Below are 25336 nucleotides of genomic sequence, written 5' to 3' on the forward strand. Positions count from 1 at the left end.
CGCCAATTATTTTACCTAATCTGGGGAGCAATGGGGGATTTATTTATAAGGTTTGTAGGATGGGTTTGGGCGCTCGGCTTTTTTTCATGTCGAAGGACGGTTAACTCGAATCAATTTACCGTTCAAAGTATCGAGCGTAGAAATAGCATCATTAATTCGGGTGGCCTGTCTTTCCCAGTTGCTATCTTGAGTACAAATGATAATACCAGCATGGTTGGGTTGTGAGCGATGCAGTCGAATGAAATCCCCTCGATTGAGAGTCAAAACTGCTCGCTCATTACTCACTGCAAAAGCCAATACATCCTCATCAGGAATCCCTAATCCTGCGTTTCCGGCTTCTTGAACTGTTAATACATCGTGACCTAAAGGTCGAAGAAACTCAACTACTGGCAACGGATACTGTTCGTCTGCATAAAGTCGCGCCATGTTTTAGGCTTCCTCATTTTCTTTGATTGCTTGTTCAATTTCTTCTGGGTAAGCATCAGCATAAGCCCAAGCATTGACTAAATCAGCCGCCGTCAAAAGGGGATAGCACTTAAAAAGTTCCGCATCGCTGCATCCGAGACGGCGATAACCCACCAGTACCCAAACTTGTATGCGAGTATTGCCGACACAGGCATCCCCTCCACAGACACCGGGAGTCTTTTTAATGCCTAAAGAACCGTTCGTTAAATTTTGAGTTAGGATGCTGATTAGTTTAGCTTTATCAACCGCATTTAAGGTTAAGACTTGAGTTTCTAATTCTTGTATAGTCATAAGTGCGATCGTAGGAATATATTATCTACATTATATAGGACTTACGCATGGGGGCCCAGAAACCGGTTTTTTTTAAGAAAATACTTCGTTGCTGCCCGGAGATTCGGTAAAAAACCCGGTTTCTTTGTCGGAGTGCGTAAGTCCTGTTATGGCAAATTCGCGCCATGTTTTAGCCTTGCTCAATTTTTTTAATCGCTGCTTCAATTTCCTCTGGGTGTGCCTCAGCATAAGCCCAAGCATTCGCTAAATCTGCTGCACTCAAATGGGGATAGCACTTCAAAAGTGATAAACGGGTAACTACGAGCGCAAAAAAATGGTTAACTTTCATGTTAATCTCCTACCTGAAAAACAACACATCAGTGTTGTTGAAATTATTCATTTACTCCCTTATTCCCTAAAAGAATCAGCCCAATCTATGAAATCCCCCTCTTGCTGGCTAATTTTTACCCTCATCGGACTCTCTTTAACAAGCTGCCGACAGCAAAAGTCATCTCAAGAAATTCAAGCGGCGCTGCAACAAGCAGCGACAAAAGTGGCTGGAGACATACAAATTAATACTTTTCCTTGGGGTATTTCTATTAAAACTTATCTGGCAAATCCGTCGAATTTAGTAAATCAACCAATTGCTAAAGCAAACTATACTAAACTGGAACAGTTATTAGCGGCGGGGAAGTGGAAAGAAGCAGATGAGGAAACTTATAACAAAATGTTAGAGGTAGCGGGGAAACAACAACAAAGTCACTCGATTAGGGGTGAGCTAATACAGATAAAAGATATCGAGAATTTTTCCTGTCCAGATTTGCGGGCGATGGATCGACTTTGGGTAAAATACAGTAATGGACGGTTTGGCTTTTCCGTGCAGAAGCGCATCTATCAAAATCTGGGTGGTACTAAAGAATTTAATGGACAAGTCTTGTTAGCTTATTATGAAGCGATCGGCTGGAAACAGAAAGGAGAGAAAGGAAAATGGTTGGCATACTCTCAACTAACTTTCAACACCAATGCAACTTCAGGCCACCTGCCGGCAGGGTATGGTGCGCCGTATTGTGTGGCGAAGACGGAAGGGGAAGCGAGGACGTGCGGTGAGAGGCAGATCGAGATGATGAAACTAAATTTTTTATTCTCTCGTGCAGAAAGGTGTAAAATTTAATCTAGAAAGCCTTCAAATTTTGATTGAGAAGTGTGAGAAAGTCAAAATCCACGAAACCATAAAGAATGAAAGATGTGATCTAATCTCAAGTAAAACTATAATTTTCTGAGCTGGGCAGTCCGCCACTTCAAATTATGAATTCCACACAACAGTTGACAGCAATTATTGAACGAGAAGGCGACGGATATATATCCCTTTGTCCCGAACTTAATATTGCCAGCCAAGGTGACAATAGAGAAGAAGCGCGACAAAATCTGATCGAAGCGTTGAAACTATTTTTTGAGACAGCAGAGCCTTCTGAAGTAAAGAATCGGCTGCATAGCGCTCGCCCTTTTAACTAACCCCACTCAGACTGAAGTAGGTGATGTGCTAAACTCAGGATACGCTCAAAACTCACAGGGAAAATGATACACCATGCAATTAGAAGATTACTTTGAATTTTTAACACCAGAAGATATCCGCATCAAAGGAACTCGCGTAGGTATCGAACACGTTCTCTACGAATACATCCACTGCGGCAAAACTCCAGAAGCCATAGCTCAAAAATTTCGGACACTAACTATGGCTCAAGTTTATGCTACGATTCTCTACTATCTGGAAAATCAAGAAACTGTAGGTAAATATGTAGGAGGTTGGTTGGAATATTGCCTCAAAGCTGAAGCTGAATACGATCGCAACCCCTCTCCTTTCGTCTTAAAAATGCGTCAAATTAAGGAAAAAAAAAACACATTTACACAACTGGATAGAGTTCATTAGTGACTGTTAAATACCTGTTAGACGAAAACATAGACCCTGAATATCGGGTGCAGCTTTTGTATCATCAATCCGATATCGTCGTTTTGATGGTTGGCGATGAAGGTGTTCCGCCTAAAGGAACGAAAGATCCAGAAATCTTGTGTTGGTGCGAGGAGAATAACTTTATCCTCGTTACTAATAACCGACGTTCAATGCCCGTTCATTTGTCAGATCATACAGCCCAAGGTCGCCACGTTTTAGGAATTCTCACAATCCGCTTGAATGCAGATATGGGCCAAGTGATTGACGAGTTAATTGAAATTGCGGGAGCATCGTTTGAAAATGAATATCAAGATAGGATTGAATTTATCCCACTGATATAATTCGCAAGGCGGACAATATATCAGTATCTTTTTATAATATTCGGCGATTAAAATCGCTGCTTGTCACACGAAGTCCTTCTCTAAGAGACTGAAAGAAAGAGAAGTATGAGCATCTATACAAACCCAAAACAAAAACCCGGTTTATTAGATAAACCGGGTTTTATCATCCGCGTTAATCCGCCTTAATCTGCGGTTGCAAAATCCTACAACTGCTTCACCTCAGAAACCAATTTGGCAACCACATCCTTAGCGCTACCAAACAACATCATCGTCTTATCCTTGTAGAACAACTCATTATCTACACCGGAAAAACCAGCATTCATCCCGCGCTTAATCACGATCGTATGTTTGGCCTTATCAACCTCCAAAATCGGCATCCCATAAATCGGGCTCGCCGTATCGTGGCGCGCCGCCGGATTCACCACATCATTCGCACCAATCACCAAAGCCACATCCGTTTCTTCAAACTGCGGATTGATGTCGTCCATATCGTACAACTGCGGATAAGGCACGTTTGCTTCCGCCAACAGCACATTCATGTGCCCAGGCATCCGCCCAGCCACCGGGTGAATCGCGTATTTCACGTCAACACCCATTTTTTCCAAACCGTCGGCTAACTCGCGCACGGCGTGCTGTGCTTGCGCTACAGCCATCCCGTAGCCGGGAATAATTACAACCGATCGCGCATAACCCAACATCATCGCACTTTCTTCGAGATTGATGCTGCGAACAGTTTTGTCAGTAGCACCAGCAGCCCCAGCAGCAGCCGCAGCACTACCGCCACCGCTACCAAACGCGCTAAACAGCACACTAGAAAGCGATCGATTCATCCCCTTGCACATGATTTGCGTCAAAATAATCCCCGACGCGCCCACCAATGCACCAGCGATAATCAGCATATTGTTCATCAAAATGAACCCAGCCACACTCGCCGCAATCCCCGAATAAGAGTTAAGCAGCGACACCACCACGGGCATATCGCCACCGCCAATCGGGAGCACAAACATGATTCCCAGAATATTGGAAATCGCCACCAAAGCCAGGAATACCGGCACATTTTCGGGATTCGTCAGCATATAACCGCTGCCGGCTAAAAGTGCGATCGCCAGCATGGCATTAAACGGCTGTTGCAGCGGAAACGTCATGGGCGCACCAGGTAGCAATTCTTGCAGCTTCGCAAACGCCACAAGGCTACCAGTGAAAGTAATTCCGCCAATCAACACACCCAAAAGGATCGTGATTGTCGCATCAGGCGCAGGCGATTCCGGGATGCTGAGATAGCGCCAGAATTCGCCCACAGCAACGAGTGCAGAAGCCGCGCCCCCGAAACCGTTAAGCAAACCCACCATCTGCGGCATATCCGTCATCGCCACGGTATTCGCCATAATCGTTCCCAAAATGGAACCGACGATAATTCCGACAGCAATCAATTCGTAGCTGACTACTTGCTTTTCCAGCAACGTACCGACGATCGCAATTAACATCCCGATCGCAGCTAACACATTTCCTTGACGCGCGGTTGCAGGGGAACCCAACTGTTTCAAACCGACAATAAACAAAGATGCGGCAACTAAATAACTTAGCTGAATGGCACTGGGCAGAAAATCGCTCACGCTTTAACCTCTTTTTTCTTGAACATTTGCAGCATTCGATCGGTTACTAAGAAACCGCCGACAACGTTAATTGTGGCCAGGGCGATCGCGATCGTCCCCAAAATCGAAGTAACAGTCACATTGCCTTGGCCAGAAATCAGAATTGCGCCTAAAACCGCAATTCCTGAAATCGCATTCGATCCCGACATCAAAGGTGTGTGCAGCGTCGGTGGGACTTTATTAATTACTTCAAATCCCACAAACGACGCCAGAGTAAACACCACTAAACCTGCAATCAATCCTTCTGCCATAACAATTGGTAATTGGTAATTGGAAATAACTCGTTCCCGGTTGCGCCCGCCAGGGAATTCATTCCCTGGCTAATAGCCAAAGTCCTCTTAAGAGGACTAATAGACATCTCCAATAATTCTTGTAGAACAGGCCGGAAAGCCTGTTCAAAAAAGGCTTTTCTGGAGATATCTAATGAGTTCTTCAGTCCTATGCAAGAGGACTTAAGCTTTGAGGCAGGGGTTTCAACCCCTGCGGGACAGCCTTGTAATGAGAGAATCTAACTGACGGCTGAAGCCTGAGCTGCCAAAGCATCGCGAACTCGCTGGTTGCTAATCTCACCGTCGCGGGCGACGCAAGCACCAGCAATGATATCGTCTTCAAAATTCAAATTGAGTTCCTTATCTTTCACCATCAACTGAAGTAAAGAGGAGATATTCTTCGAGTAAGTTTCGCTAGCGTGTACCGGCATCGACGAGGGCACATTAATCGGGCCGATGACATTAACGCCGTTCCATTCAACATCTTTCCCCGCTTCCGTGCATTCGCAATTGCCACCTTGTTCGCCCGCGAGGTCAACAATTACCGAGCCGGGCTTCATTTGAGAAACCATTTCTCTAGTAACTAAAATAGGTGCTTTTCTGCCGGGAACTTGAGCGGTTGTAATCACTGCATCGGAAGCGCTGACGTGTTGGGTGAGCACTTGGCGGGTGTATTCTTTGGCCGCTTCTGAAAGCTCTTTAGCATAACCTCCGGCGGCGACGGTTTCTTCCTTGAGTTCGACATCAAGGAATTTAGCGCCCAAACTTTGCACTTGTTCTTTTGTTTCCGGGCGGATATCGAAAGCTTCGACTACAGCACCCAAACGGCGCGCAGTGGCGATCGCCTGTAAGCCAGCAACCCCCACACCCATTACCAATACTTTCGCGGGGCGAATTGTACCCGCCGCCGTTGTCAGCATCGGAAAATACTTTGGCAAAGCTGCGGCTGCGATCAGTACCGCTTTGTAACCGGCGACGTTACCCTGAGATGACAGTGCATCCATGCTTTGAGCGCGACTGGTGCGCGGGATCATTTCCATGCTGAATGCCGTTACTTGGCGATCGGCTAAACGCTGCACTAAAGCTGGATCTCCCAGAGGATTCAAAAATCCGATGAAAACGCCTCCTTCCCGGAGTTGATGGACTTCTGATTCTTGCAGGGCGCCGATTTTCACGACGACATCGGCTTCGCCCCACAGCCTAGCGGTATCGGCGACAACCTGAGCTCCCGCTTCTTCGTAAGCAATATCCGAGAAAAAGGATTGTGCGCCGGCACCGGCCTCAACCCAAACTTCGACGCCCTGTTTGACTAATCGGGCTACAGCGTCGGGTACTAAAGCCACCCGGCGTTCCCCTACTGCTATTTCTTTTGCGATCGCTAATTTCATACACTCTCCTTATTTAAGCCTTCCTAGGACGGTTGAAACCGCGCCTACACAGACAAAACCTGCCTCCGCAGGTTTCTTGAAGTGCGATTTTTAATCGCCCGATGCCTTGCTTTACATTGAAGCAGCCGTTCCCCTAAACTTCTCTCGTTGATACTAAAGCCGATAGCCCAAATTCGACCCGTATCTTTAACTTATCTTATACATTCAAATTCGCTAAATTGTTAAGTTGGCCACCGATTATGATATAATTTTATGTCGCCTACTTCTGTAGTTTGAATGTCAGTTATCAGTATTACGCAAAAATTACGCAAAAAAAAGTGACCTCAGCCGGCAGTCGCTCGCCCTCATCAAATTGCTGAGACATTCGATATATTGTAGGCACGATCGCAAATTTCGGGCGAGCAATATTTAAGGTTCACCAAGAGTTTAAGTAGAGGAGTTGTTATGCGACGATTATTTTCAGCAGTAGCGGTTACAGGTTGCTTGGTGGCTGGATTACCCGCCATCAGTTTAGCCCAGTCCATGCCAGGATTCACGATTTTCGGCGGCCCCGAGCGCGCCAACCAATTAAGCTATCGCTTGGATTACGGTACAGCCGGGATGAGTGGCGATAGATATCGGCTGCGAATTCCTTCCAAAAAAGTAAGTTTGGCGATCGCTCAACTGAACATATCCTATCCAGACTACTACAAAGGCGAATTTGACCAAAAAGACATTACAGTGCGCGTCAAAGACAAAACAATCCAATTGCAAGAAGTAATCTGGGACAAAGAAAATCGTTTCATAGAAATTTATCCCACAGAACCAATTGCCGCCGGCAACAATGTTGAGGTTGTACTCTCCAACGTCAGAAACCCATCTCCCGGCGGAATGTACCATTTCAACGTCCGCATCCGCACCCCCGGTGACGTTCCCTTGCTGCGTTACCTCGGTACTTGGCTGTTGAGTATTACTTGAGGGAAGAGTTCGGGGAAGGAATTTCTCGTTAGTCAAGCGATCGCGACAGAAAAATTTAACTGTGGCGATCGTTTTGCTGCGGGTAAAAATTTAACACTACTCAAATCCGGGTTTTCGGGAGTTTTAAAATAGAACCTTCGGCTCATATCGCAATTCTCAATGATTCGTAATAATGAGTCTAGGGGCAGTCCCCCGATGGTTGCCCTTCGCTAATTAGGGGTAAGCCCAGGGGTGCTACCCCTAAAAAATGTTTACAAATCAAATAGGATTGCTCTAGCCGTACTCTCGCATGAATCTACTAGCAAAAATCAAAACAATACAACTTCCTCCAGCGCTGCGATCGAGAAATTATCGCCTGTTTTTTGCAGGACAAGGCCTCTCACTGATTGGCAGTTGGATGACGCAAGTCGCTACTATTTGGCTTGTATACAATTTGAGCGATTCACCTTGGATGCTCGGCGTGGTGGGATTTACAAGTCAAATTCCCACATTAATTTTACTGCCTTTTGCAGGAGTTTTAATCGATCACTGGAACCGGCACCGAGTGATAATTGCCACTCAAATATTAGCGATGGTTCAATCCTTAGCGCTAGCATTTTTAGCGCTAACAGGAGTCGTTAACATTTGGCAGATCCTGGTACTGAGTTTCTTCCAAGGCGCAATTAACGCCTTTGACGCGCCGGCACGGCAAGCTTTTGTACCGGAACTTGTAGAAAAGAAAGAAGATTTAGCAAATGCGATCGCCCTCAACGCTTCCATGTTCAACGGCGCCAGATTAATCGGCCCAGCAATTGCAGGTTTGCTAATAGCTACAGTCGGCCCAAGTTATTGCTTTCTCATTGACGGACTCAGCTACATTGCTGTAATTGCAGGCTTATTAGCGATGCAGATCAAAGCCCGTAAAATTGCCGCAACTAATACCAAACCCTTACAAAGATTAAAAGAAGGATTCGTTTATGCCTTCGGGTTTCCCCCGATTCGAGCAATTTTACTGCTATTAGCATTAGTAAGTTTTGCGGGAATGTCCCACACAGTTTTAGTCCCAATTTTTGCAACCAAAGTTCTGCAAGGCGGCCCAGAAGCCCTAGGCTTTTTGATGGCGGCTTCGGGAGTCGGAGCCTTTGGGGGGGCGATTTATTTGATTTCGCGCAAAAGTGTAGTTGGCCTTGGGAAATGGATTGCGATTTCACCGGCAATTATGGGATGTGGACTCATAGGTTTTGGTTTGTCCCGCGTCTTGTGGCTGTCATTAATCATGATGTTGTTTGTGGGGTTTGGTTTCATTTTGCAATTTGCAGGAGGAAACACATTTTTGCAAACAATTGTGGAAGACGACAAACGCGGAAGAGTGATGAGCATATACACGATGGCATTTTTTGGAGTGACACCGTTTGGGAATTTAGTTGCCGGCGGATTGGCAAATTATATCGGCTCTCCCAATACAGTCATTATTGGAGGTATAATTTGTGTTTTAGGCTCCATAGTTTTTACCAAACAGTTACCAGCTTTAAAAAACTTAGTCCGGCCACTTTATCAAAAAATGGGTTTAATTCCGCAGTAGCGATTTAGCGGAAAAGCACAAATGCTAACATTAAACAACATTCCCAAAGCTAATATCTGACTGTATCTCTAGCAATCCTCAGCAATTTGTAAACTTCCCTCTTTCCCTCTTATCTTCTCTTTCTCTGCGCCTTCTGCGCCTTCTGCGCCCTCTGCGGTTAAAACATCCAAATTAATTACGCAAGCAGAGGTTAAACTAATCGCAAATACAAGTGGAATTCCACAGCAGAGGGCCTTCTCTTAAAAACCTGAAGCGTCGTCATGGGAACAATTCTCGGCACTTTCATGGCAGTTTTGGACATCCCCATCACCAACGCATCTCTCAGAGATATTCAAGCAGCCTTAAGCGCAACTTGAGAAAAAGGTTCTGGGATTTCCACCGCGTATCTAGTCGCAGAAAATATTTTTTAGCTTGTTCACCATTCTTGTTGGGCTTCTGCTTCTGCTTGGATTAAATTTTGCCGCAGTTGCACCCAATTTATTTGATGAGAGGGCAAGTCTTCGATGAGCTTTCCGCGCTGTAAATGCAGAATTCGCGTGCTAAATTGCTCGGCTAATTCTAATTGATGGTTTACCATTACAATTGTAGTTTTGCCGTTTGTTAGCTGTGTCAATACTTGCAAAAGGTGAGCGGCTTTTCCTGCGTCTAGGGCGGATGTTGGCTCGTCTAAAAGCAAGATTTTTGGTTGTAGGATGATGCCGCGGGCGATCGCCACGAGCTGTTTTTGGCCTGTGGAAAGCTGCAATTCGCTGCGATCGAGCCATTCTTGGGGTATGTGCAGTTGTTCGATCGCCCCGCTAATTCTCTCAGCAATGTTTGATGCAGCCACCCCCCGCAGCTTCAAAGGATAAGCCAATGCTTCTCGCACCGACATTCCCAAAAGTTTGGATTCTTGCAGGATGAGGGTGATTTGTTTGCGGAGTTCGATCGCAGGTATTTGGCGATATTCTGTATTTTCCAGATAAATCGAGCCGCTGGTGGGAGTGCTGAGGCGATTTAGCAACCGCAACAGCGTTGTTTTCCCCGCACCTGAAGGGCCAACAATTGCCACGCGAGATCCCTTGTGTACCTGAAATGATATATTTTCCAACAAATGACTTGAGGCGATCGGTGTTTTCAAACTAACATTATCAATTCGCAGTTGAGGATTTGTTTCTGTATTATTTTCGGAATAATTAGGCATTTAATTAATTAAAAATATGGCTTTCGTGGAACGGGCATCTTGCCCGTTCTTGAGGCAGGCAAGATGCCCCCTCCCCAATCCAACTCACTCTTTGTGGAACGGGCATCTTGCCCGTTATTAAGGCAGGCAAGATGCCCGCCCCACAATCCAACTAAAACTCAAACTTTTACAGCTTTTTCTAAAGGAAAACCCAGCTTTTCGCGCTGTTCCAAATAAAGCTGAGCAACTCGCCGCGCCAAATTGCGAATTTTGGTGATATACCGAGTTCTTTCAGTTACCGAAATCACACCTCTAGCATCGAGTAAATTGAAAGTGTGAGAACATTTTAACACATAATCAAGACTCGGCAAAACCAATCCTTTTTGTGTCAATTGTTCGGCTTCTTGCTCGTACAATCCAAATAGAGTAAACAGCAATTCTGGATTGGAAGCTTCAAAGTTATAAGTACACTGTTCTATTTCTCCTTGCAGGTGAACGTCGCCGTAAGTTATGCCATCTTTCCACTGAATTTTGGTCATAGCATCGACTTCTTGGAGATACATTGCTAGGCGTTCTAGTCCGTAGGTAATTTCAATGGAGACGGGGCGACAGTCAATGCTACCGCACTGTTGAAAGTAGGTAAATTGGGTGATTTCCATGCCATCGAGCCAGACTTCCCAGCCGACGCCCCAAGCTCCGAGGGTGGGCGATTCCCAGTTGTCTTCTACGAAGCGAATGTCGTGGTCTTCTGGGCTAATTCCTAATGCTCTGAGGGAGTCTAAATAGATGTCTTGGATGTTGGGAGGAGAGGGTTTAATTAAAACTTGATATTGATAGTAATGTTGGAAGCGGTTGGGATTTTCGCCGTAGCGTCCGTCGGTGGGGCGGCGACAGGGTTCGATGTAGGCGACTGACCAAGGTTCGGGGCCAATTGCTCTGAGAAAGGTGTGGGGATTCATGGTTCCTGCACCTTTTTCTGTGTCGTAGGATTGGGCGATCAGGCAGCCTCGATCGCTCCAGAATTTGTTTAAGGTGGCAATGACTGATTGAAAGTTCACTGGTTTAAATATGGCTAGTATGTGTCTCAACTTATTTAAGCATACTCAAGGCACGGTTTATTGAAATAAACCCTGCCGAAATTAGATAAGAGATGCTGAACGTATCGCTGGATATTTAAGTTCTTTTTTCAGGTATATTGTATCGATCGAGTTATTGCGATCGATAATAGCAATGTTTTCTAGATCGATACTCGCATTGCGATCGGGCGCGTTGAGTCACTAACTGACGCAAAGTGGTCGATACATAACTCATGCTGCTGTCTGTAAGTGTTTGTAAGCATGAGCTTTGGCTAAGCGCACCCAAGGTTCTAGCAGCAAGTATCGATCGAGTTCGACTCTGTGTTATCCTCAGAGGCAATAAAAGGAAAAGACCTGCAAATCAATCCGTGTTTACTTCGTCCCAATGGATCATCTATCTCAATTTTTATAGACTCCATATAATTACCCTGATACCCCAGAATTGCAAGAAATACCCGCACAACTAGGTTTGACAACTTGCGAAGTTCAAGAGCTACATCCACTTCACCAAATCCTTCATGAACAATCTTGTCTCTTATTGTTATGAACTCTAATTCTGGAAATAAGTCTTCATATGGCACACTATAAGTCTTAAACATTTCCTTGAGGCTATTTCGTAAATTTCCTATCTGATTGTATGAACCACTAGCAAAAGACTTTTCAACTTTAAGCGCAAAAATATTATATTTTTTAAGATCATCTGGGTTATTAATACCTTGCGGGAAGTCCGATACAACATTTAAAATCTTGTCTCTGATTTGTCGGTAAATATTCGTAGGAAGAAGGCTCTTACTAGCATGGCTCGAATGTTTTTTGTTTAAGGATTCTAAAACCGTACATAAAAGTAAGAAATTAACTTCAGCCATAGGGCTAACAAATGTATCAATGTACCAGCTTAAGGCTAAACCTACACCTTTATCGCTGAAGGTTTCCCATGTCAAATTTTTAGCACACTGCTGCATGAATAGCTCTAAATGAGGTGATTGTATAACAGCTATTCCCCTGGGTTCACTACGTAGTTTTCTCCCTGACCAGTATTCACTTTTTATCTGAAAATGCTCATACCTCACAGCCTCTATTCTATAGATTTGAGCGACGCAATGCCCCGATGCAAGTGAAAGAAGAGATATGAGCCAAGCAGAATAAGTCTCATAGGAATCTTGTTCATTTTCACGAATATTTTTGAGTGTCATCTCTGCGCTTAAGATACCACTTTTATTTCTGCTTTCTATAGTTGAAACTGACTTAATACACATTTCAGCTTCAAGGTTTCCAATTTGAGCTGAGAAATTGTCTATTACTTCTATATTTGCAAGACCATACGCAATTTCTTGGGTTCCTCCCTCTTCTAAGGAATCTAAATTGTAATCAATGTCCAAGTCCCTAAGTCTAACTAGAGATTTACCCTCTTGCTCCATATTTTCCGAGTTGTCAACCCCAAGCGTGACTTGAAAGTTGGCATCAGCAATAATCGCCTTTATTTTCCATCCCTCAACAGTTTTGCCTTCAATCTCGTAATCACCCTCATATGCTTGTTGAACCATCTCTCTTTCAAGTCCATCGAGTTCCCAGAATTGCAGAATATCTGGTTGCTCTATAGTCACACCTTTCGACTGATAAATGGGAGCAGATTCATGAAATCTTTTGTGATTAATATGTTGATTTACTTGCGAGTTAATTTCTAGGGAAATATTGCCGTCTACATAGCAATATATATTAGCGTCCTTAATTTCTATCGGCTGAGTATCTTCTTCGTGAAACTTCTTAAATAACCCTGAAAAAGTAAACGGCTTCTTAAGTTCCATACTGGGGCCTCTAGAGAGTAAATAATCCTGTTTAAATTATGAGGTTGATTCAGCAGGTTGTCTGCTTCAATACCACACAGCCTAACAATTCAAATGCAATATAGCACAAATTAAGAAAAAGCGCTTCGATTTAGTGCTGCTGGATGCAATCATGCCAGATATAGATGGATATGAGGTGACGGCACAAGTGCGTCAGAATCAGAAGTTATCTTTTATGCCTATTGTGCTGATGACAGATTGCGATACTCCCAGCTTAGTTTATAGGGTAGATTATACTGCTCGAACCACTACCGCCGATCGCTAAGGCATCAGAAAAAGCAGCAGTCAGCGGAGAAAGTAGCGAATCTCAACTCCGCGATCGCCTCAACAAACAAGCTCTCAAAAATGCCATTTTATTGTAGCGCGATCTGCCATATTTCTACTGGTAAATAAACTGAGGCAGATATTGCTGTCTTGCGTCAGGTGTGGAGTGGAAGCGATCGCCAAATTGCCACTAAAAAACAGAATAGTCAGAACCCCGACTTCTTGAATAAGTCGGGGTTCTGACAGTGAAAAAGTTGAGATTACTTTCTAGTTTAGTTTGCGGGAGCCAGGGAAACTAACAGAGTGATGTTGTCAACGCCGATGACATAAACGGTGTCTCCCGGTGTGAGGGTGATTTGGCCATCGCACCGTGCGGGCCACCAGCTACCTTGGAAGCGGACGCGACCTGTTTGATTCGGGTAAATCGATTCATCAACGACTGCTTCTTCGTTGAAGTAGTTAAAATTGGTGTTGATGTAGTTATCCATTAAGAGATTCTTTTCTGTGCTGTAGGTGTGAGTAGAAAAAATAGAACCGAAAGCTTTTACTACGTTAAACATTTTGTTGACTCCTTTTGTGTTAATATATACCGAAGTTTTATCGCTTATTTTGTTAGCTTGGAAAAGTAGCATTTCCTGGTTGAAATTGATTACCAGGTTGTTAATGCTCTGATTTAGTCTGCGGGAGCGAGGGAAACTAACAGAGTGATGTTGTCAACGCCGATGACATAAACCGTGTCTCCCGGTGTGAGGGTGATTTGACCATCGCACCGTGCGGGCCACCAGCTAGCTTGGAAGCGGACGCGACCTGTTTGATTCGGGTAAATCGATTCATCAACGACTGCTTCTTCGTTAAAGTAGTGGAAATTGGTGTTGATGTAGTTATCCATTAAGAGATTCTTTTCTGTGCTGTAGGTGTGAGTAGAAAAAATAGAACCGAAAGCTTTTACTACGTTAAACATTTTGTTGACTCCTTTTGTGTTAATATATATCGAAGTTTTATCGCCTATTTATGCTCTTTGAAAAGTAGCATTTCCTGGTTGAAATTGATTACCAGGTGGTTAATGCTCTGATTTAGTCTGCGGGAGCGAGGGAAACTAACAGAGTGATGTTGTCAACGCCGATGACATAAACCGTGTCTCCCGGTGTGAGGGTGATTTGGCCATCGCACCGTGCGGGCCACCAGCTAGCTTGGAAGCGGACGCGACCTGTTTGATTCGGGTAAATCGATTCATCAACGACTGCTTCTTCGTTGAAATAGTGGAAATTGGTGTTGACGTAATTTTTGATGAGCATATTGTTAGCGCCGCTGTATCCTTGGGTAGAGAAAATCGAGCCGAAAGCTTTTACTACGTTGAACATGATATTTACTCCTGTTGTTTTCAAATATATGGATGTGTAATTGTCGTTTATGCTATTTGAGAGGCTGCATTTCCTCGGTTGAGATTGATTGATTGCCTTGATATTTCATTGTTCTTGCCTTCCGTGGTTTTATCAGGATAAAAAGCCAAGAATTGTTGAAATGTTGAGGGGATTTGAGAAGCGGTTGGGGGAGTATAAATCCAGTAATTCCGAGGTATTGAATTAAGGATTTTATGGTTGAGCCGTTGGTGGGATTTACCTCAGGCGTCGATGTTGTTAGCTACATTAGATATTGTCTGATTCCGCATTACTGCTGCTGTGAATATCTTTAATTTTTGGGTTGATTTTTTTGGTTTAAGTTTTTGATTGGGTTGTGACTCACTTGCTTTACACTTACTAATTTGCCAGGAGTCGAAGATCTTTGGTGCGATCGCCAGTCCACTTTCCGAGTCTGGTACTGGCACAGGACAGTTATGAAGCAGCAACTAACGATTTTTCAATGGTTTCAGCGGATACATCTGGCTGGTAGCTGTGCCAATTTAGCAAATTGGACTACCGCGAACGGTGAATTCTGAACTTACGCACTCTCGATCGCCCAATCCGGAATATCCATACATATCTAGTCCGTGACTTACGCACCAAACCCCTAAAAACTCGTTTTCTGACACCCTGTGCGCCATTAGGGGCCCGTAAGCGGATCTATGATATGAGGCACTTTACTAGGGCACTCACCCGCCCTCCCCATGCGATGTTGATTTGTACCTACCTATTTAGGCATAGAAAATAGGCGATCGAGATTGACGCAGATATCAGGAGGCTGTAGGAGTTTTGGATCGATGCAGCTCGATCGCACCCTGTTATCCAATTATTGAACAGGTTGAACTTAAAATCCATTCATAAATTCAGAATCTTAAATTCATAAAAGTCATAATTATAGACAACCTGCTGGATACTGCATAATTGTTACAGGAATTCTGAATAAAGTTTTAGCTAATTGAGACAAACCGAACTTGAATTTAAGCGACTGCGGCAATTCTTGTACGGAAACTTCTACGAAGCCAAAGCGAGTATAAAATGATGCGAGCCGCTTTCCCAAACATTCTAAATATAGCGGTTCTGTAGCTTGTTGAATTAAATATTTTGTGAGGTAGCTTCCCAAACCTCGATCGCGCCAATCTTTCGCCACCACCAAACTGCCCAATTCTTGCGCGCCCGCAAAGTTCCGCAACTGTCCGCAAGCTGCCAATTCCCCACCGCATTCGATGACCCAGAATTGCTGCCAGCGCAACTGAGTTGGATCGAGTCTTGCGCTCCAAACTAACTTTCTAATTGATTTGATATCTTGAGCTGAGGCTGGGCGGATGGCGCATTCAGACGGTAAGGAAAAAGAAGTTTCAGTCATTAGTTATAGTTGGTAACTACAGCAGCAATTCGTTTAAAAATGCGGAATACCTCGTAAAAGTCCTGGGCGCGATCGATTACGAACTCATAAGATAAAGCGTACTGCGGAGTGTCTTGTTTAATCAACTTAAGGAATCTGAAGTTGCTGCCATTTGTCAGAAGCCCAAAAGTGGGTCTGTCTCGATTGGGGTTACTCAGCATATAAAAGAGTAGCTGGGGAAGTCCTGCCTCAAGGGAGTATTGAGTTCGCTTGGCTTCGATTGCCACAACCCAAAAAGATTCCATTAAAACCAGAATATCAATGCTTCCTCTGACAAGTATATCTTCATCCACTGTAACCAGTTCCACCGATTTTTCTGACTCTATGTGAAAGGGAGTCAGATAAAAATCTGCTAAAAATAGCAAGGGAGCCAGTACCACCATTTTTACGGTATCTTCTATCATGGGGTACTCAGCACTGTTAGTGTAGCCAGCTTTTATTTTGTCTAGATATCGCTTTTCTTCATCACTAATTTCTGGTAAATCATCAATCCACTCCGGGAAAAATTGCTCGTCTTCTGCAAGTTGCAAGTTAAATTTTGTTTTGACCTCACGCAGTGTCAGTGTTTTTGCTTGAAGTGATTGTGTCATAGTTTTCTGTAGCGATTTGCTACTTGTAATTTATTGTAGCATATCAACTGTCGATCGCCTCCCACAAAACCTCCGCGCCAAACCGCACCGGATCGGTACAAGGCAACCCCGTTTCTGCTTGAACTTCAGTTATTGCTAACAGCGCTTCTGCTTCATTTAAGTGATGAGTGTTGAGGGCGATCGCGCTCACTTTTCCCCCTGAAAAAGCACCCGCCGCAGCGGCAACCATTTCGTACAGTTCGACCACTTTCGATAAATTGGGAATCGATACGTGCGGGTGATTGCGAATGCTAGTTTGTCCGGCTCTGTGGGCTAAAATTAAGTGAGTTGGCTGCGAACCCCGCAACAGCGGCAGAGTCGCCGTCGAACCCGGATGCAATAGCGAACCTTGCCCTTCTACGTGCAGAATATCGCATTCCGAACCCAATTTAATCACCATTTGTTCGACAGCACCCGCGGCAAAATCAACTCGCACTGCATCCAAAGGAATGCCTTCATTTCCGATCATTAAACCCGTTTGTCCGGTTGCCAAAAATTTGGAACGCAAACCCCGCTGCAAGCAAATGCGGTTGAGTTCTAAACTGGTTGACATTTTGCCAATGCTCATATCTGTGCCGACGGTTAACACGCGGCGACAACTTAATTTAGCAGCAGCAGCAGAGGCGATCGCACCGACAGATTTCGGTTCCTGACGCACGTCCCAAATCCATTGATTTTCGCTTAACGGAACTGTTATCAAAGGTGCAAGTTTCGCGTGCAAACCGTTGACAACTGACAAACCGGCTCCTACCGCTTGATTAATTTCTGGCAGCCATTCCGCAGGCAAAACACCGCCGGAAGGAGCGATACCAATTAACAGAATATCCGGCGCAAATTGCAGTGCTTCTGCAACGGAAGCAACTATCGGTACTTGTTGAGGAATGTCAGTTAATTCAGCCAAAGATTGTCCGGCACATTGGCGGTCTATTACTGCTACAATTTGTGCTTCGCTGTAGCGCAAAAATGCTAAGCCTGTTTTGCCGGAAGGGCCGAGAATTCCCTCGTGCAGCAAGATAGCAACTTTGCCATTTTTGATGGGATAGTTTTTAGTCATTGGTTCACTGTAAGTAGATGAAGCTTGAAAATACATCAGCCCTGGACGCAGTGAGTGAAACTTTAGCTTTCGCGAGCCGAAGGAAAGCAATCGCAAAGTTTATGATAGCTTGATATTCTGTTACATGGTAAAGTTTATGGGCGCCTACCTACTTACTTCTATTCTACAATCTCAACTCGCCGCACTCCCAATCCCGATCGCCCGTTTGGCAGCAAACACCCATTTTCGACGATCGCACCGGTGAAAGGATCGTCTAATAAATTTAAGTGACTGTCCAAATCCAAATAGTCAGCTAGCGGTGAAAGTTGTGCTGCTGCTGTATTTGCGATCGCGCTATCTGAATAGCAGCCGAACATTACTTGCAAATTGCAGGCTTTTGCTGTGTGAATCATCCGCATAGCTTCTGTCAATCCGCCTGACTTCATCATTTTGATGTTGATGCCGTGGACGCAGTGCGCTAACTTGGGTATATCCGAACTATTAAAGCAACTTTCATCAGCAAAAATTGGCAGGGGCGATTGACGGTACAGTTCTGAGAATTCATCCATATCGGCGACGGGTGAAAGCGGCTGTTCGACATAATTTATCTTGTATTTTTCTAGCCAGTGACACATCTCGGCAGCATCTTTTAAACTCCAACCGCCGTTAGCATCTACACTGATTTTAAGGTTAGCGGGTGCTTCGTCAAGCACTGCTATTAACATAGCTTTGTCGGCTTCGATTCCTTGGGGATTTCCTAATTTGACCTTAACGGCGCGGTATTTGATGCTTCCTGGATCTGTGGCATCTTTACCAAACCAATCGCGCACTCTTTCTCTTGCACCAGAGGGCGAATTAATGCCGATTGTGACGGAGGTGGGGACGATGCGCGATCGATCTAATCCCCACATTTTCCACAGCGGCAAGCCTGCTTTTTTGCCCAGCCAGTCGTGCATTGCCATGTCTATGCCGGCGCGGGCGGCTGAGGGTAAGTTGACCTCTGTTAATACTTGTTCGATTTTTTGGCGATCGAACGGAGTAAACTTTTCTAGCAGCGGTGCAACTTCCTGCAATGTGGCTAGCAGAATTTCGGTAGTTTGGGGCCGAGAACCTGTGGAAAAGGGCGATGCTTCTCCCCAGCCTTCGATTCCTTCGTGTGCTAATTTTACCCATAAATTGGTACTTTGGGCTGTTGTACCGCGGCTGATGGTAAGGGCAAACCGCTTGCGGACAGTGAAGGTTTCAATTTGAACGTGCATTGTCAGTGATTGGTGATTTTTTGTAGAGAAAAACCCGAGGTGGCGGATTGCGCCACTCTTGCGATTTGTAACTTTTTACTTTATAGTTTGATTTTGCTTGTTCTAGTTTATCAAAAACTTGATGAAATTCATTATTTCTGTTTCGCCGAAGAGAGTTGCTTTCTCTCTCAGCATTTGGGTGCTCTTCTTTGCTGTTGCTGGTTGCATCGTACAAGTTCTGCGCTACGGTTTTAACTATCAACAACGCTGGATTAGTTTGTTTAACTTAGATAGAGAAATAAATTATCCTTCGTGGTACTCGTCATTTACTTTGCTGTTTTGCGCGATTTTGCTAGGTATTATTGCTACTGCTAAGAAGAAGCAGGGCGATCGCTATTTTGGGCACTGGAAAGCGCTGGGGTTCATGTTTGTATTTTTTTGTTTAGATAAAATATTGAGTCTGCACGAAATATTAATTATTAACGATTTGCGAAAAGCACTGCATTTAGGAGGATTTTTTTACTTCATTTGGGTAATTCCGGGGGCGATTTTTGTTGTGGTTACTGCGCTGGCTTATCTCAAATTTCTCCTGCACCTACCCCGGGAAACAAGGGATTGTTTTTTACTGGCAGGCAGTATATATGTCGGTGGAGCACTTGGCATGGAAATGGTTAGTGGCTATTATGCAGATGCGGTAGGTCAGCGAAACTTGATGTACGGTTTGATGACTTCCGTTGAGGAAATTATGGAAATGGTAGGGGTGATCGTATTCATCTACGCCCTGCTGTCTTACATCGGTTCCTATCTTGAAAATATTGATTTGCGGTTAAAGATAGTGGATAATCCAGAGAGGTAAAACTGACGCTCTGCCACGATTATTAGGGCGGTTGAAATCGAAGATATTATGACTATCTACTTTTACAGCACTCGCAGCGAATACGGCTGTTTTTCTAACTTTTCCTCTCATGGATTCGAGTTAGACGGAGAATATTGGGCAACTACCGAACATTATTTTCAAGCACAAAAGTTTCCCAAAACGGCTTATTGTGACCAAATTCGCCAAGCAAAAACGCCGAAAGATGCGGCAAAAATGGGGCGCGATCGCTCTCGTCCCCTCCGCAAAGATTGGGAAGAAGTAAAAGATGATATCATGAGAAAAGCCGTACTCCGCAAATTTGAAACTCATGCCGAAATTAGAGAAATTTTACTCGCTACTGGCGATGAGGAAATAGTCGAAAATTCTCCTAGTGATTACTATTGGGGTTGCGGCAAAGATGGCAGCGGCAAAAATAGGTTGGGACAGATTTTAATGGAAGTAAGGGAGATATTGCGAAAAGGCACGTCAGAGTAAAAGATAATTTAAATTTTCCATCATAAAGCAGGACTTGTTTAATAGTAAGTCCTGCAAACCTCTAAGCGAGCATTTTCCCAATTTTATTAAACACGCTGACTCAAAAATCCGCCTGACCAACTGTCGAATTTTGTGCCAATCTCCTCAGGCTGTTCTGGTAGAGGGTTTAGCCTCTCCGAGAAGACTGCAAAGCAGGGGAAACGGTAAAAACCCTGCACCACATTTTGATTTCCACAACTACTGTCAACCCGAATTAACTTTTATCGTCGCAAGTACAGCATTTGTTCGCCAGTCGCCTCCCGGACACCGTTCTCCTTAGGTTGGCGATTCACAGGTCAAATAGCAAAACTCCTGTTCTGGTTAAAGTTTGTTTTTTATTGATGCTGTATCTTTCTATTGTGTACGATTTATGGAAAGTGTTAGCTATTGTACAGAATTCTTTACATTTGCGATTTATTCGGATACAATCGCGCCACTCTGTCGCAGTTGCTGTTGAATTCTGTTAAATTCTTTCTGTTCTGCGCTTAGCAAAGTATTGTCGATCGGCGATCGCATATCCCACTGCAATTCGGACAATAACAACAAACAGCCAGCCATAATTATTCCTGTGGTTAGATATTGCCAAGGTGCAACAAAAGTTAATAGAGGGATGCTAAATAAATGAGTTAGTCCGATCAGGAGAAAAGTGCGCGATCGCAAACCTAATCCCGTCAACAAATAGCCGATCGCGCTCAACCCCAACCACAAATCGCAAAGGTGCAGCAACACACCTCCCCAACCGGCAAAAATACTGCAATCGGTCAGAACCAAACCAGTTATCATCAAAATCGCCCAAGAGTAAAGAATCCAGCTAACTCGCTCGACTCTTACCCAAAACAAAGTCAAAACGGCCATTGCCGCAGTGCCAACTAAAGTCAAAGTTGACCACAGAATCGCCTGAAAGCTCCAACTGATAGGGAAAAACTGAGCCGTAAAAAAAATCCCCGCTGTCACCAAACCCCAAAGCAGAAAAGTTTGGTCGATGCGGGTATAAAATCCTGAGAAAAGAGTAATATTTCCAATTTGCCAGCGGAGTTGCAACAGGCCTTCGCGGTCTTGTACGTCGAGATGTTCCTGTTTGCAGCGGATTAGGGGTTCGGAGGCGTTGAAAAAGGTCATCCAGTGTTGGGGAAAGTATGAAGTTTTGTGTATTGTAACAAGTCTTAAGGAATATTTTTCAGATTTTTTCTTGTTCCCCGGCTCAGCCTGGGGACGTAGATTGGGAGGCTCAGCCTCGTGTTTTTCTCCGCAACCGACGAGGCTGAAGGCTGCGTTAAACTTAAACTAACGCAGCCTTGAGGTTTGAGTTCAAGCAAGTCTCCAATTCTTATCTTTTGGAGAATAAATGAAGGCAACATTCACAAGAATTGAGCCATCTTTTTGGCCTGTAGAGTAAATTTGCCACGTACCTGTGGGAACCTGCCGCAGATAGGGTTTATTTTTTCTTAGCCGATCGTAGATTGAGCTTTTTGAGCGTTGTACTAATTCGGCGGCACGTTCAACTGTGCAGCCCATTTCCACCGAAACTGCGATCGGCTGGGTGAACAAATTGAGCTGTTCGCTGTTATAATTAGTCATGAGAAATCCTCGGTCTATATAGACCATAAACAACATGAGAGTCCTACTGGTTGCACCCAGTGGCTCCCGAAAACTGATAAGCGATCGAAAGCGTCTCTAGTACCACCTAGGGGCGCTTGTTTGCTTGTTAAAGGCAGTCTAACACTGCTTTAAAAAATATACAACAAAAATAACGTATATTTTTACAACCTATGGTAAATTAGACGTATAATTTTTCAAAGCCTTGTATCACAAGCATTTTCTCCTCGTTCCCTGGAAGAGCCTGGAGACGCTGATCCGGAGGCTCGGCCTCCTGTTTCCCTCCGCAACCGACGAGGCAGAGCCTCTAGATATCGGTTCCCAGGCACAGCCGGGGAACCAGTTAAACCCAATAGATATTATGAAAAATACATTTATCTCTCGATTTACTCCTAGCTTGATGTCACCAGAAACCCTGGAAGCTATCTTAGTACAGCGTCACGCACTGGCAGAACGTTTAGTAGAGCTAATTCGGGTGAGCGCGCTAACAAATAACAAGCATTTTCAACTGCTAATTGGGCCGCGCGGCATTGGCAAAACACACTTGGTTTCCCTGATTTATCATCGCGTTGTTAAGATGGAGGATTTGCAGGAGAAATTGCTGATTGCGTGGCTGCAGGAAGAGGAATGGGGGATTGCGTCTTTTTTGGATTTATTGCGGGGAATATTCCGGGCAATTGCTAAAGAATATCCGGCTGCATATGAAGCTGAGTTACATGATGATGTTGAAAAGCTTTATGATTTGTCGCCGGAGCAAGCTGAATTTAAGGCCGCAGAATTGCTGAGAGACTTTGTTGGCAAGCGGGTCCTGTTGTTGATTGTCGAAAATTTAGAGGACGTGTTTAGCGGCTTGGGGGATTTCGGGCAGAAGCAGTTGAGGGCGTATATTCAAAATTATTCATTTTTGACAATTTTGGCAACATCACAAAGCTTGTTCGATGGAGTCAAGCTCTCTAATAATCCTTTTTATGATTTTTTTGATTTACATGAATTAGATGAGTTTAAGCTCGATGATGCTGTAGCTTTATTAAATCATATTGCCAAGTTAGAAGGAAATAATGATTTAGCATCTTTTATTCAAAGTCCAACAGGGCGCGATCGCATTAAAGTTGTGCATTACCTTTCTGGTGGCAGTCCTCGCGTCTATATTGTTTTTTCGGCTTTTCTGATGACTCCTGAATCGCTCGATAAATTGGTAGAACCGTTCATGGAAATGCTGGACAGCCTCACGCCATACTATCAGGATCGGATGAAATATCTTTCAAATCAGCAGCGAAAGATTGTTGACTTTTTGTGCGATCGAGGTGGTGCTGCACCAGTCAAAGAAGTTGCTAAACGCTGTTTTATTGAGCAGCGAACTGTATCTAGCCAACTTAAAGATTTGCGAAATAAGGGTTATGTCAAAACTGAGGAGATTGGACGGGAATCGTGGTATGAATTGCGGGAACCATTGATGCGTTTTTGTCTGGAGGTAAAGAAGCAGCGAAATCAACCGATTCGATTAATTGTCGATTTTATTCGGGTTTGGTATACGCGGAAAGAATTGCAGCAACGATTGGGATTGAGGATGGCGGATGTTGATTTGGCGGAGAAAGAAAGTCATTTTATGTATCGGCATGGTTTGAAACCGATTCCACCTGATGCTGTCATGGAACGAGAATATTATACGCGGGCGCTTGAGGCTATTGAGAGAAATGAGGAAGACCCGCGTCTGAAGGCTTATTTTGATGAAATTGAAAATTGTATTGAACAGAAAGACTATGTTTCGGCTTTAGAATATGCGGAAAAATTGGTAGCAAGTCGGGGTGAGGCAAAGGATTGGTCGGTAAAGGGATACTGTTTAAGTAGGCTAGAACGCTATTATGAAGCTGTGGAATGTTTAGACAAAGCTATTAAAATTGACTCCAATTATGTGAGGGCTTGGGCTCATAAAGGCAATGTACTCGACAGTCTTAAACGCTACGATGAAGCATTAGCATTCTTAGATCGGGCGATCGAACTTGACGACAATAATAAGTTTTATTGGTTTCTCCGAGGGAATGTACTCAACAACCTCAAACGCTATGATGAAGCCTTAGTATCTTATGATCGGGCGCTCGAACTTGATCCCAATTATCAGTCGGCTTGGGCTAAGCGAGGCGATGTACTCAGCAACCTCAAACGCTACGATAAAGCCTTAGAATCTTACGATCGGGCGATCGAACTAGATGCCAATTATCGATGGGCTTGGGCTAATCGAGGCGGTGTACTCTACAACCTCAAACGCTATGATGAAGCCTTAGTATCTTACGATCGGGCGATCGAACTAGATGCCAATTATCGATGGGCTTGGGCTAATCGAGGCGGTGTACTCTACAACCTCAAACGCTATGATGAAGCCTTAGTATCTTACGATCGGGCGATCGAACTAGATGCCAATTATCGATGGGCTTGGGCTAATCGAGGCGGTGTACTCTACAACCTCAAACGCTATGATGAAGCCTTAGTATCTTACGATCGGGCGATCGAACTAGATGCCAATAATCAGTCGGCTTGGGCTAATCGAGGCAATGTACTCTACAAGCTCAAACGCTACGATGAAGCCTTAGTATCTTACGATCGGGCGATCGAACTAGATGCCAATAATCAGTCGGCTTGGGCTAATCAAGGCAATGTACTCTACAAGCTCAAACGCTACGATGAAGCCTTAGTATCTTACGATCGGGCGATCGAACTAGATGCCAATTATCAGTTGGTTTGGTTTCTTCGAGGTCTTTTACTCGACACACTCAAACGTTATGAAGAAGCCTTAGTATCTTACGATCGGGCGATCGAACTAGATACCAATTATCAGTTGGTTTGGTTTCTTCGAGGTCTTTTACTCGACACACTCAAACGTTATGAAGAAGCCTTAGTATCTTACGATCGGGCGATCGAACTTGGCGATCTATCTTCATATTTCTTCTTCTATCGCGCCATTGCCATTCTCGGATTAAATCGTTGGGATGAAGGCCTCGTCGCCTTAGACCACGCATTCCAACGCATTGAATCAGACGATGAAGTTAGTTCTGAATATGCCAATTTAATTATCCGCAACCTATTCGCAAACACGCACGATTCGATAACTCAAACTCGCATTATCAGCCTAATTGCAGTTTATGAAAAACACAAATATCTCTCAATCTTAGCACAGGCAATTGTGCGAAACATCCCCGTCCTAATGTCAGAAATGGTCAGCGACAAAGCCGCACGCACTTGGTTAGAATTGTGGCAAGAACTAACCAGCAACTACGACGAACAATTCAAAATTCCCATCCGCCTGCTGGATGCGGCTGTCCGCTATAAGGAAACCAAGGGCGACAGACGAGTTTTGCTAGAACTTCCCATTGAAGAACGCAATTTATTAGAACCGTTGGTGTCCACAAAACCAGAATAAGCTGAAAACTCAACTTGCAATAATTTAGATAAGCAG

General features: G+C 44.3%; 28 protein-coding genes. 10 read left to right on the plus strand and 18 right to left on the minus strand.

What is annotated here, in order from left to right; all coding sequences use genetic code 11:
* Positions 1 to 84: 84 nt before the first annotated feature.
* Complete coding sequence (locus D0A34_07140; protein ID UNU18680.1) at positions 85 to 426, minus strand: hypothetical protein; 342 nt, start codon at positions 424 to 426, stop codon at positions 85 to 87.
* Between the two features lie 3 nt (positions 427 to 429).
* Positions 430 to 756: a DUF433 domain-containing protein gene (locus D0A34_07145; protein ID UNU18681.1), complete on the minus strand. Its 327-nt coding sequence runs from the start codon at positions 754 to 756 to the stop codon at positions 430 to 432.
* Positions 757 to 1171: 415 nt separating this feature from the next.
* Here D0A34_07145 and D0A34_07150 point away from each other — a divergent pair, with 415 nt between their 5' ends.
* From D0A34_07150 to D0A34_07165, 4 genes are all read left to right on the plus strand, one after another.
* A complete protein-coding gene (locus D0A34_07150) occupies positions 1172 to 1906 on the plus strand; it encodes a hypothetical protein (protein UNU22206.1) in 735 nt (244 codons plus the stop codon).
* 134 nt (positions 1907 to 2040) lie between these two features.
* Positions 2041 to 2247: a type II toxin-antitoxin system HicB family antitoxin gene (locus tag D0A34_07155; GenBank protein ID UNU18682.1), complete on the plus strand. Its 207-nt coding sequence runs from the start codon at positions 2041 to 2043 to the stop codon at positions 2245 to 2247.
* Between the two features lie 73 nt (positions 2248 to 2320).
* Positions 2321 to 2662 (plus strand): DUF433 domain-containing protein, encoded by a 342-nt coding sequence (locus D0A34_07160; GenBank protein UNU18683.1) that lies wholly within the window; start codon positions 2321 to 2323, stop codon positions 2660 to 2662.
* Positions 2662 to 3024: a hypothetical protein gene (locus D0A34_07165; protein ID UNU18684.1), complete on the plus strand. Its 363-nt coding sequence runs from the start codon at positions 2662 to 2664 to the stop codon at positions 3022 to 3024. Before D0A34_07160 ends, D0A34_07165 begins: the two co-directional genes overlap by 1 nt.
* Before the next feature lie 203 nt (positions 3025 to 3227).
* Here the strand turns inward: D0A34_07165 and D0A34_07170 are convergent, their stop codons facing one another.
* From D0A34_07170 to D0A34_07180, 3 genes are all read right to left on the minus strand, one after another.
* Positions 3228 to 4637 (minus strand): NAD(P)(+) transhydrogenase (Re/Si-specific) subunit beta, encoded by a 1410-nt coding sequence (locus D0A34_07170; protein UNU18685.1) that lies wholly within the window; start codon positions 4635 to 4637, stop codon positions 3228 to 3230.
* Entirely contained in the window at positions 4634 to 4927 is a 294-nt protein-coding gene (locus tag D0A34_07175) for an NAD(P) transhydrogenase subunit alpha (GenBank protein ID UNU18686.1), read from the minus strand. The genes D0A34_07170 and D0A34_07175 overlap by 4 nt, the downstream gene beginning before the upstream one ends.
* A 257-nt stretch (positions 4928 to 5184) precedes the next feature.
* A complete protein-coding gene (locus D0A34_07180) occupies positions 5185 to 6333 on the minus strand; it encodes a Re/Si-specific NAD(P)(+) transhydrogenase subunit alpha (protein UNU18687.1) in 1149 nt (382 codons plus the stop codon).
* Between the two features lie 444 nt (positions 6334 to 6777).
* On the opposite strand from D0A34_07180, the gene D0A34_07185 reads away from it, so the two are divergent.
* Positions 6778 to 7290, plus strand: coding sequence for a DUF2808 domain-containing protein (locus tag D0A34_07185; protein UNU18688.1), 513 nt, complete (start codon positions 6778 to 6780; stop codon positions 7288 to 7290).
* A 289-nt stretch (positions 7291 to 7579) separates the two neighbouring features.
* The gene (locus tag D0A34_07190; protein ID UNU18689.1) at positions 7580 to 8851 is read left to right on the plus strand and encodes an MFS transporter; all 1272 of its coding nucleotides are present in this window, start codon (positions 7580 to 7582) and stop codon (positions 8849 to 8851) included.
* Positions 8852 to 9266: 415 nt separating this feature from the next.
* Here the strand turns inward: D0A34_07190 and D0A34_07195 are convergent, their stop codons facing one another.
* From D0A34_07195 to D0A34_07205, 3 genes are all read right to left on the minus strand, one after another.
* Positions 9267 to 10034 carry an ATP-binding cassette domain-containing protein gene (locus tag D0A34_07195; protein ID UNU18690.1) on the minus strand — a complete coding sequence of 256 codons (768 nt, stop codon included), beginning with the start codon at positions 10032 to 10034 and terminating at the stop codon, positions 9267 to 9269.
* Between the two features lie 158 nt (positions 10035 to 10192).
* Positions 10193 to 11071 (minus strand): glycine--tRNA ligase subunit alpha, encoded by an 879-nt coding sequence (glyQ, locus tag D0A34_07200; protein ID UNU18691.1) that lies wholly within the window; start codon positions 11069 to 11071, stop codon positions 10193 to 10195.
* Between the two features lie 308 nt (positions 11072 to 11379).
* Entirely contained in the window at positions 11380 to 12633 is a 1254-nt protein-coding gene (locus D0A34_07205) for a hypothetical protein (protein UNU22207.1), read from the minus strand.
* Between the two features lie 361 nt (positions 12634 to 12994).
* Here D0A34_07205 and D0A34_07210 point away from each other — a divergent pair, with 361 nt between their 5' ends.
* Positions 12995 to 13198, plus strand: coding sequence for a response regulator (locus D0A34_07210; protein UNU18692.1), 204 nt, complete (start codon positions 12995 to 12997; stop codon positions 13196 to 13198).
* A gap of 271 nt (positions 13199 to 13469) precedes the next feature.
* Here D0A34_07210 and D0A34_07215 read toward each other — a convergent pair whose 3' ends face one another.
* From D0A34_07215 to D0A34_07250, 8 genes are all read right to left on the minus strand, one after another.
* Complete coding sequence (locus D0A34_07215; protein UNU22208.1) at positions 13470 to 13757, minus strand: hypothetical protein; 288 nt, start codon at positions 13755 to 13757, stop codon at positions 13470 to 13472.
* Between the two features lie 113 nt (positions 13758 to 13870).
* The gene (locus D0A34_07220) at positions 13871 to 14158 is read right to left on the minus strand and encodes a hypothetical protein (protein ID UNU18693.1); all 288 of its coding nucleotides are present in this window, start codon (positions 14156 to 14158) and stop codon (positions 13871 to 13873) included.
* A gap of 112 nt (positions 14159 to 14270) precedes the next feature.
* Positions 14271 to 14558 (minus strand): hypothetical protein, encoded by a 288-nt coding sequence (locus D0A34_07225; GenBank protein ID UNU18694.1) that lies wholly within the window; start codon positions 14556 to 14558, stop codon positions 14271 to 14273.
* Positions 14559 to 14818: 260 nt separating this feature from the next.
* A complete protein-coding gene (locus D0A34_07230) occupies positions 14819 to 15022 on the minus strand; it encodes a hypothetical protein (protein UNU18695.1) in 204 nt (67 codons plus the stop codon).
* 467 nt (positions 15023 to 15489) lie between these two features.
* Positions 15490 to 15960, minus strand: coding sequence for a GNAT family N-acetyltransferase (locus tag D0A34_07235; protein ID UNU18696.1), 471 nt, complete (start codon positions 15958 to 15960; stop codon positions 15490 to 15492).
* Positions 15960 to 16589 (minus strand): restriction endonuclease subunit R, encoded by a 630-nt coding sequence (locus D0A34_07240; GenBank protein UNU18697.1) that lies wholly within the window; start codon positions 16587 to 16589, stop codon positions 15960 to 15962. The genes D0A34_07235 and D0A34_07240 overlap by 1 nt, the downstream gene beginning before the upstream one ends.
* Positions 16590 to 16632: 43 nt before the next feature.
* Positions 16633 to 17682: a DUF1611 domain-containing protein gene (locus tag D0A34_07245; GenBank protein ID UNU22209.1), complete on the minus strand. Its 1050-nt coding sequence runs from the start codon at positions 17680 to 17682 to the stop codon at positions 16633 to 16635.
* A gap of 158 nt (positions 17683 to 17840) precedes the next feature.
* Complete coding sequence (locus tag D0A34_07250; GenBank protein ID UNU18698.1) at positions 17841 to 18920, minus strand: dipeptide epimerase; 1080 nt, start codon at positions 18918 to 18920, stop codon at positions 17841 to 17843.
* 178 nt (positions 18921 to 19098) lie between these two features.
* Here D0A34_07250 and D0A34_07255 point away from each other — a divergent pair, with 178 nt between their 5' ends.
* Positions 19099 to 19755 carry a hypothetical protein gene (locus tag D0A34_07255; GenBank protein UNU22210.1) on the plus strand — a complete coding sequence of 219 codons (657 nt, stop codon included), beginning with the start codon at positions 19099 to 19101 and terminating at the stop codon, positions 19753 to 19755.
* A 48-nt stretch (positions 19756 to 19803) separates the two neighbouring features.
* Positions 19804 to 20250 carry an NADAR family protein gene (locus tag D0A34_07260; GenBank protein ID UNU18699.1) on the plus strand — a complete coding sequence of 149 codons (447 nt, stop codon included), beginning with the start codon at positions 19804 to 19806 and terminating at the stop codon, positions 20248 to 20250.
* Positions 20251 to 20703: 453 nt separating this feature from the next.
* Here D0A34_07260 and D0A34_07265 read toward each other — a convergent pair whose 3' ends face one another.
* Together D0A34_07265 and D0A34_07270 are read right to left on the minus strand one after the other, a co-directional pair.
* Positions 20704 to 21408, minus strand: a complete 705-nt coding sequence (locus D0A34_07265; GenBank protein UNU18700.1) for a hypothetical protein — start codon at positions 21406 to 21408, stop codon at positions 20704 to 20706.
* A gap of 189 nt (positions 21409 to 21597) precedes the next feature.
* Complete coding sequence (locus tag D0A34_07270) at positions 21598 to 21867, minus strand: hypothetical protein (GenBank protein UNU22211.1); 270 nt, start codon at positions 21865 to 21867, stop codon at positions 21598 to 21600.
* A gap of 379 nt (positions 21868 to 22246) precedes the next feature.
* On the opposite strand from D0A34_07270, the gene D0A34_07275 reads away from it, so the two are divergent.
* Positions 22247 to 25300, plus strand: coding sequence for a tetratricopeptide repeat protein (locus tag D0A34_07275; GenBank protein ID UNU18701.1), 3054 nt, complete (start codon positions 22247 to 22249; stop codon positions 25298 to 25300).
* The last annotated feature ends 36 nt before the right edge of the window (positions 25301 to 25336 follow it).

The sequence above is a fragment of the Microcoleus vaginatus PCC 9802 genome (genome assembly GCA_022701275.1).
Lineage (GTDB): Bacteria > Cyanobacteriota > Cyanobacteriia > Cyanobacteriales > Microcoleaceae > Microcoleus > Microcoleus vaginatus_A.

Excerpts from the sequence above, each read along its gene's own strand:
- D0A34_07140 (UNU18680.1), bottom strand. The coding sequence starts at position 426 with ATGGCGCGACTTTATGCAGACGAACAGTATCCGTTGCCAGTAGTTGAG.
- D0A34_07145 (UNU18681.1), bottom strand. The coding sequence starts at position 756 with ATGACTATACAAGAATTAGAAACTCAAGTCTTAACCTTAAATGCGGTT.
- D0A34_07150 (UNU22206.1), top strand. The coding sequence starts at position 1,172 with ATGAAATCCCCCTCTTGCTGGCTAATTTTTACCCTCATCGGACTCTCT.
- D0A34_07155 (UNU18682.1), top strand. The coding sequence starts at position 2,041 with ATGAATTCCACACAACAGTTGACAGCAATTATTGAACGAGAAGGCGAC.
- D0A34_07160 (UNU18683.1), top strand. The coding sequence starts at position 2,321 with ATGCAATTAGAAGATTACTTTGAATTTTTAACACCAGAAGATATCCGC.
- D0A34_07175 (UNU18686.1), bottom strand. The coding sequence starts at position 4,927 with ATGGCAGAAGGATTGATTGCAGGTTTAGTGGTGTTTACTCTGGCGTCG.
- D0A34_07180 (UNU18687.1), bottom strand. The coding sequence starts at position 6,333 with ATGAAATTAGCGATCGCAAAAGAAATAGCAGTAGGGGAACGCCGGGTG.
- D0A34_07185 (UNU18688.1), top strand. The coding sequence starts at position 6,778 with ATGCGACGATTATTTTCAGCAGTAGCGGTTACAGGTTGCTTGGTGGCT.
- D0A34_07190 (UNU18689.1), top strand. The coding sequence starts at position 7,580 with ATGAATCTACTAGCAAAAATCAAAACAATACAACTTCCTCCAGCGCTG.
- D0A34_07195 (UNU18690.1), bottom strand. The coding sequence starts at position 10,034 with ATGCCTAATTATTCCGAAAATAATACAGAAACAAATCCTCAACTGCGA.
- D0A34_07205 (UNU22207.1), bottom strand. The coding sequence starts at position 12,633 with ATGGTTCAACAAGCATATGAGGGTGATTACGAGATTGAAGGCAAAACT.
- D0A34_07215 (UNU22208.1), bottom strand. The coding sequence starts at position 13,757 with ATGTTTAACGTAGTAAAAGCTTTCGGTTCTATTTTTTCTACTCACACC.
- D0A34_07220 (UNU18693.1), bottom strand. The coding sequence starts at position 14,158 with ATGTTTAACGTAGTAAAAGCTTTCGGTTCTATTTTTTCTACTCACACC.
- D0A34_07225 (UNU18694.1), bottom strand. The coding sequence starts at position 14,558 with ATGTTCAACGTAGTAAAAGCTTTCGGCTCGATTTTCTCTACCCAAGGA.
- D0A34_07235 (UNU18696.1), bottom strand. The coding sequence starts at position 15,960 with ATGACTGAAACTTCTTTTTCCTTACCGTCTGAATGCGCCATCCGCCCA.
- D0A34_07240 (UNU18697.1), bottom strand. The coding sequence starts at position 16,589 with ATGACACAATCACTTCAAGCAAAAACACTGACACTGCGTGAGGTCAAA.
- D0A34_07245 (UNU22209.1), bottom strand. The coding sequence starts at position 17,682 with ATGACTAAAAACTATCCCATCAAAAATGGCAAAGTTGCTATCTTGCTG.
- D0A34_07250 (UNU18698.1), bottom strand. The coding sequence starts at position 18,920 with ATGCACGTTCAAATTGAAACCTTCACTGTCCGCAAGCGGTTTGCCCTT.
- D0A34_07260 (UNU18699.1), top strand. The coding sequence starts at position 19,804 with ATGACTATCTACTTTTACAGCACTCGCAGCGAATACGGCTGTTTTTCT.
- D0A34_07265 (UNU18700.1), bottom strand. The coding sequence starts at position 21,408 with ATGACCTTTTTCAACGCCTCCGAACCCCTAATCCGCTGCAAACAGGAA.
- D0A34_07270 (UNU22211.1), bottom strand. The coding sequence starts at position 21,867 with ATGACTAATTATAACAGCGAACAGCTCAATTTGTTCACCCAGCCGATC.
- D0A34_07275 (UNU18701.1), top strand. The coding sequence starts at position 22,247 with ATGAAAAATACATTTATCTCTCGATTTACTCCTAGCTTGATGTCACCA.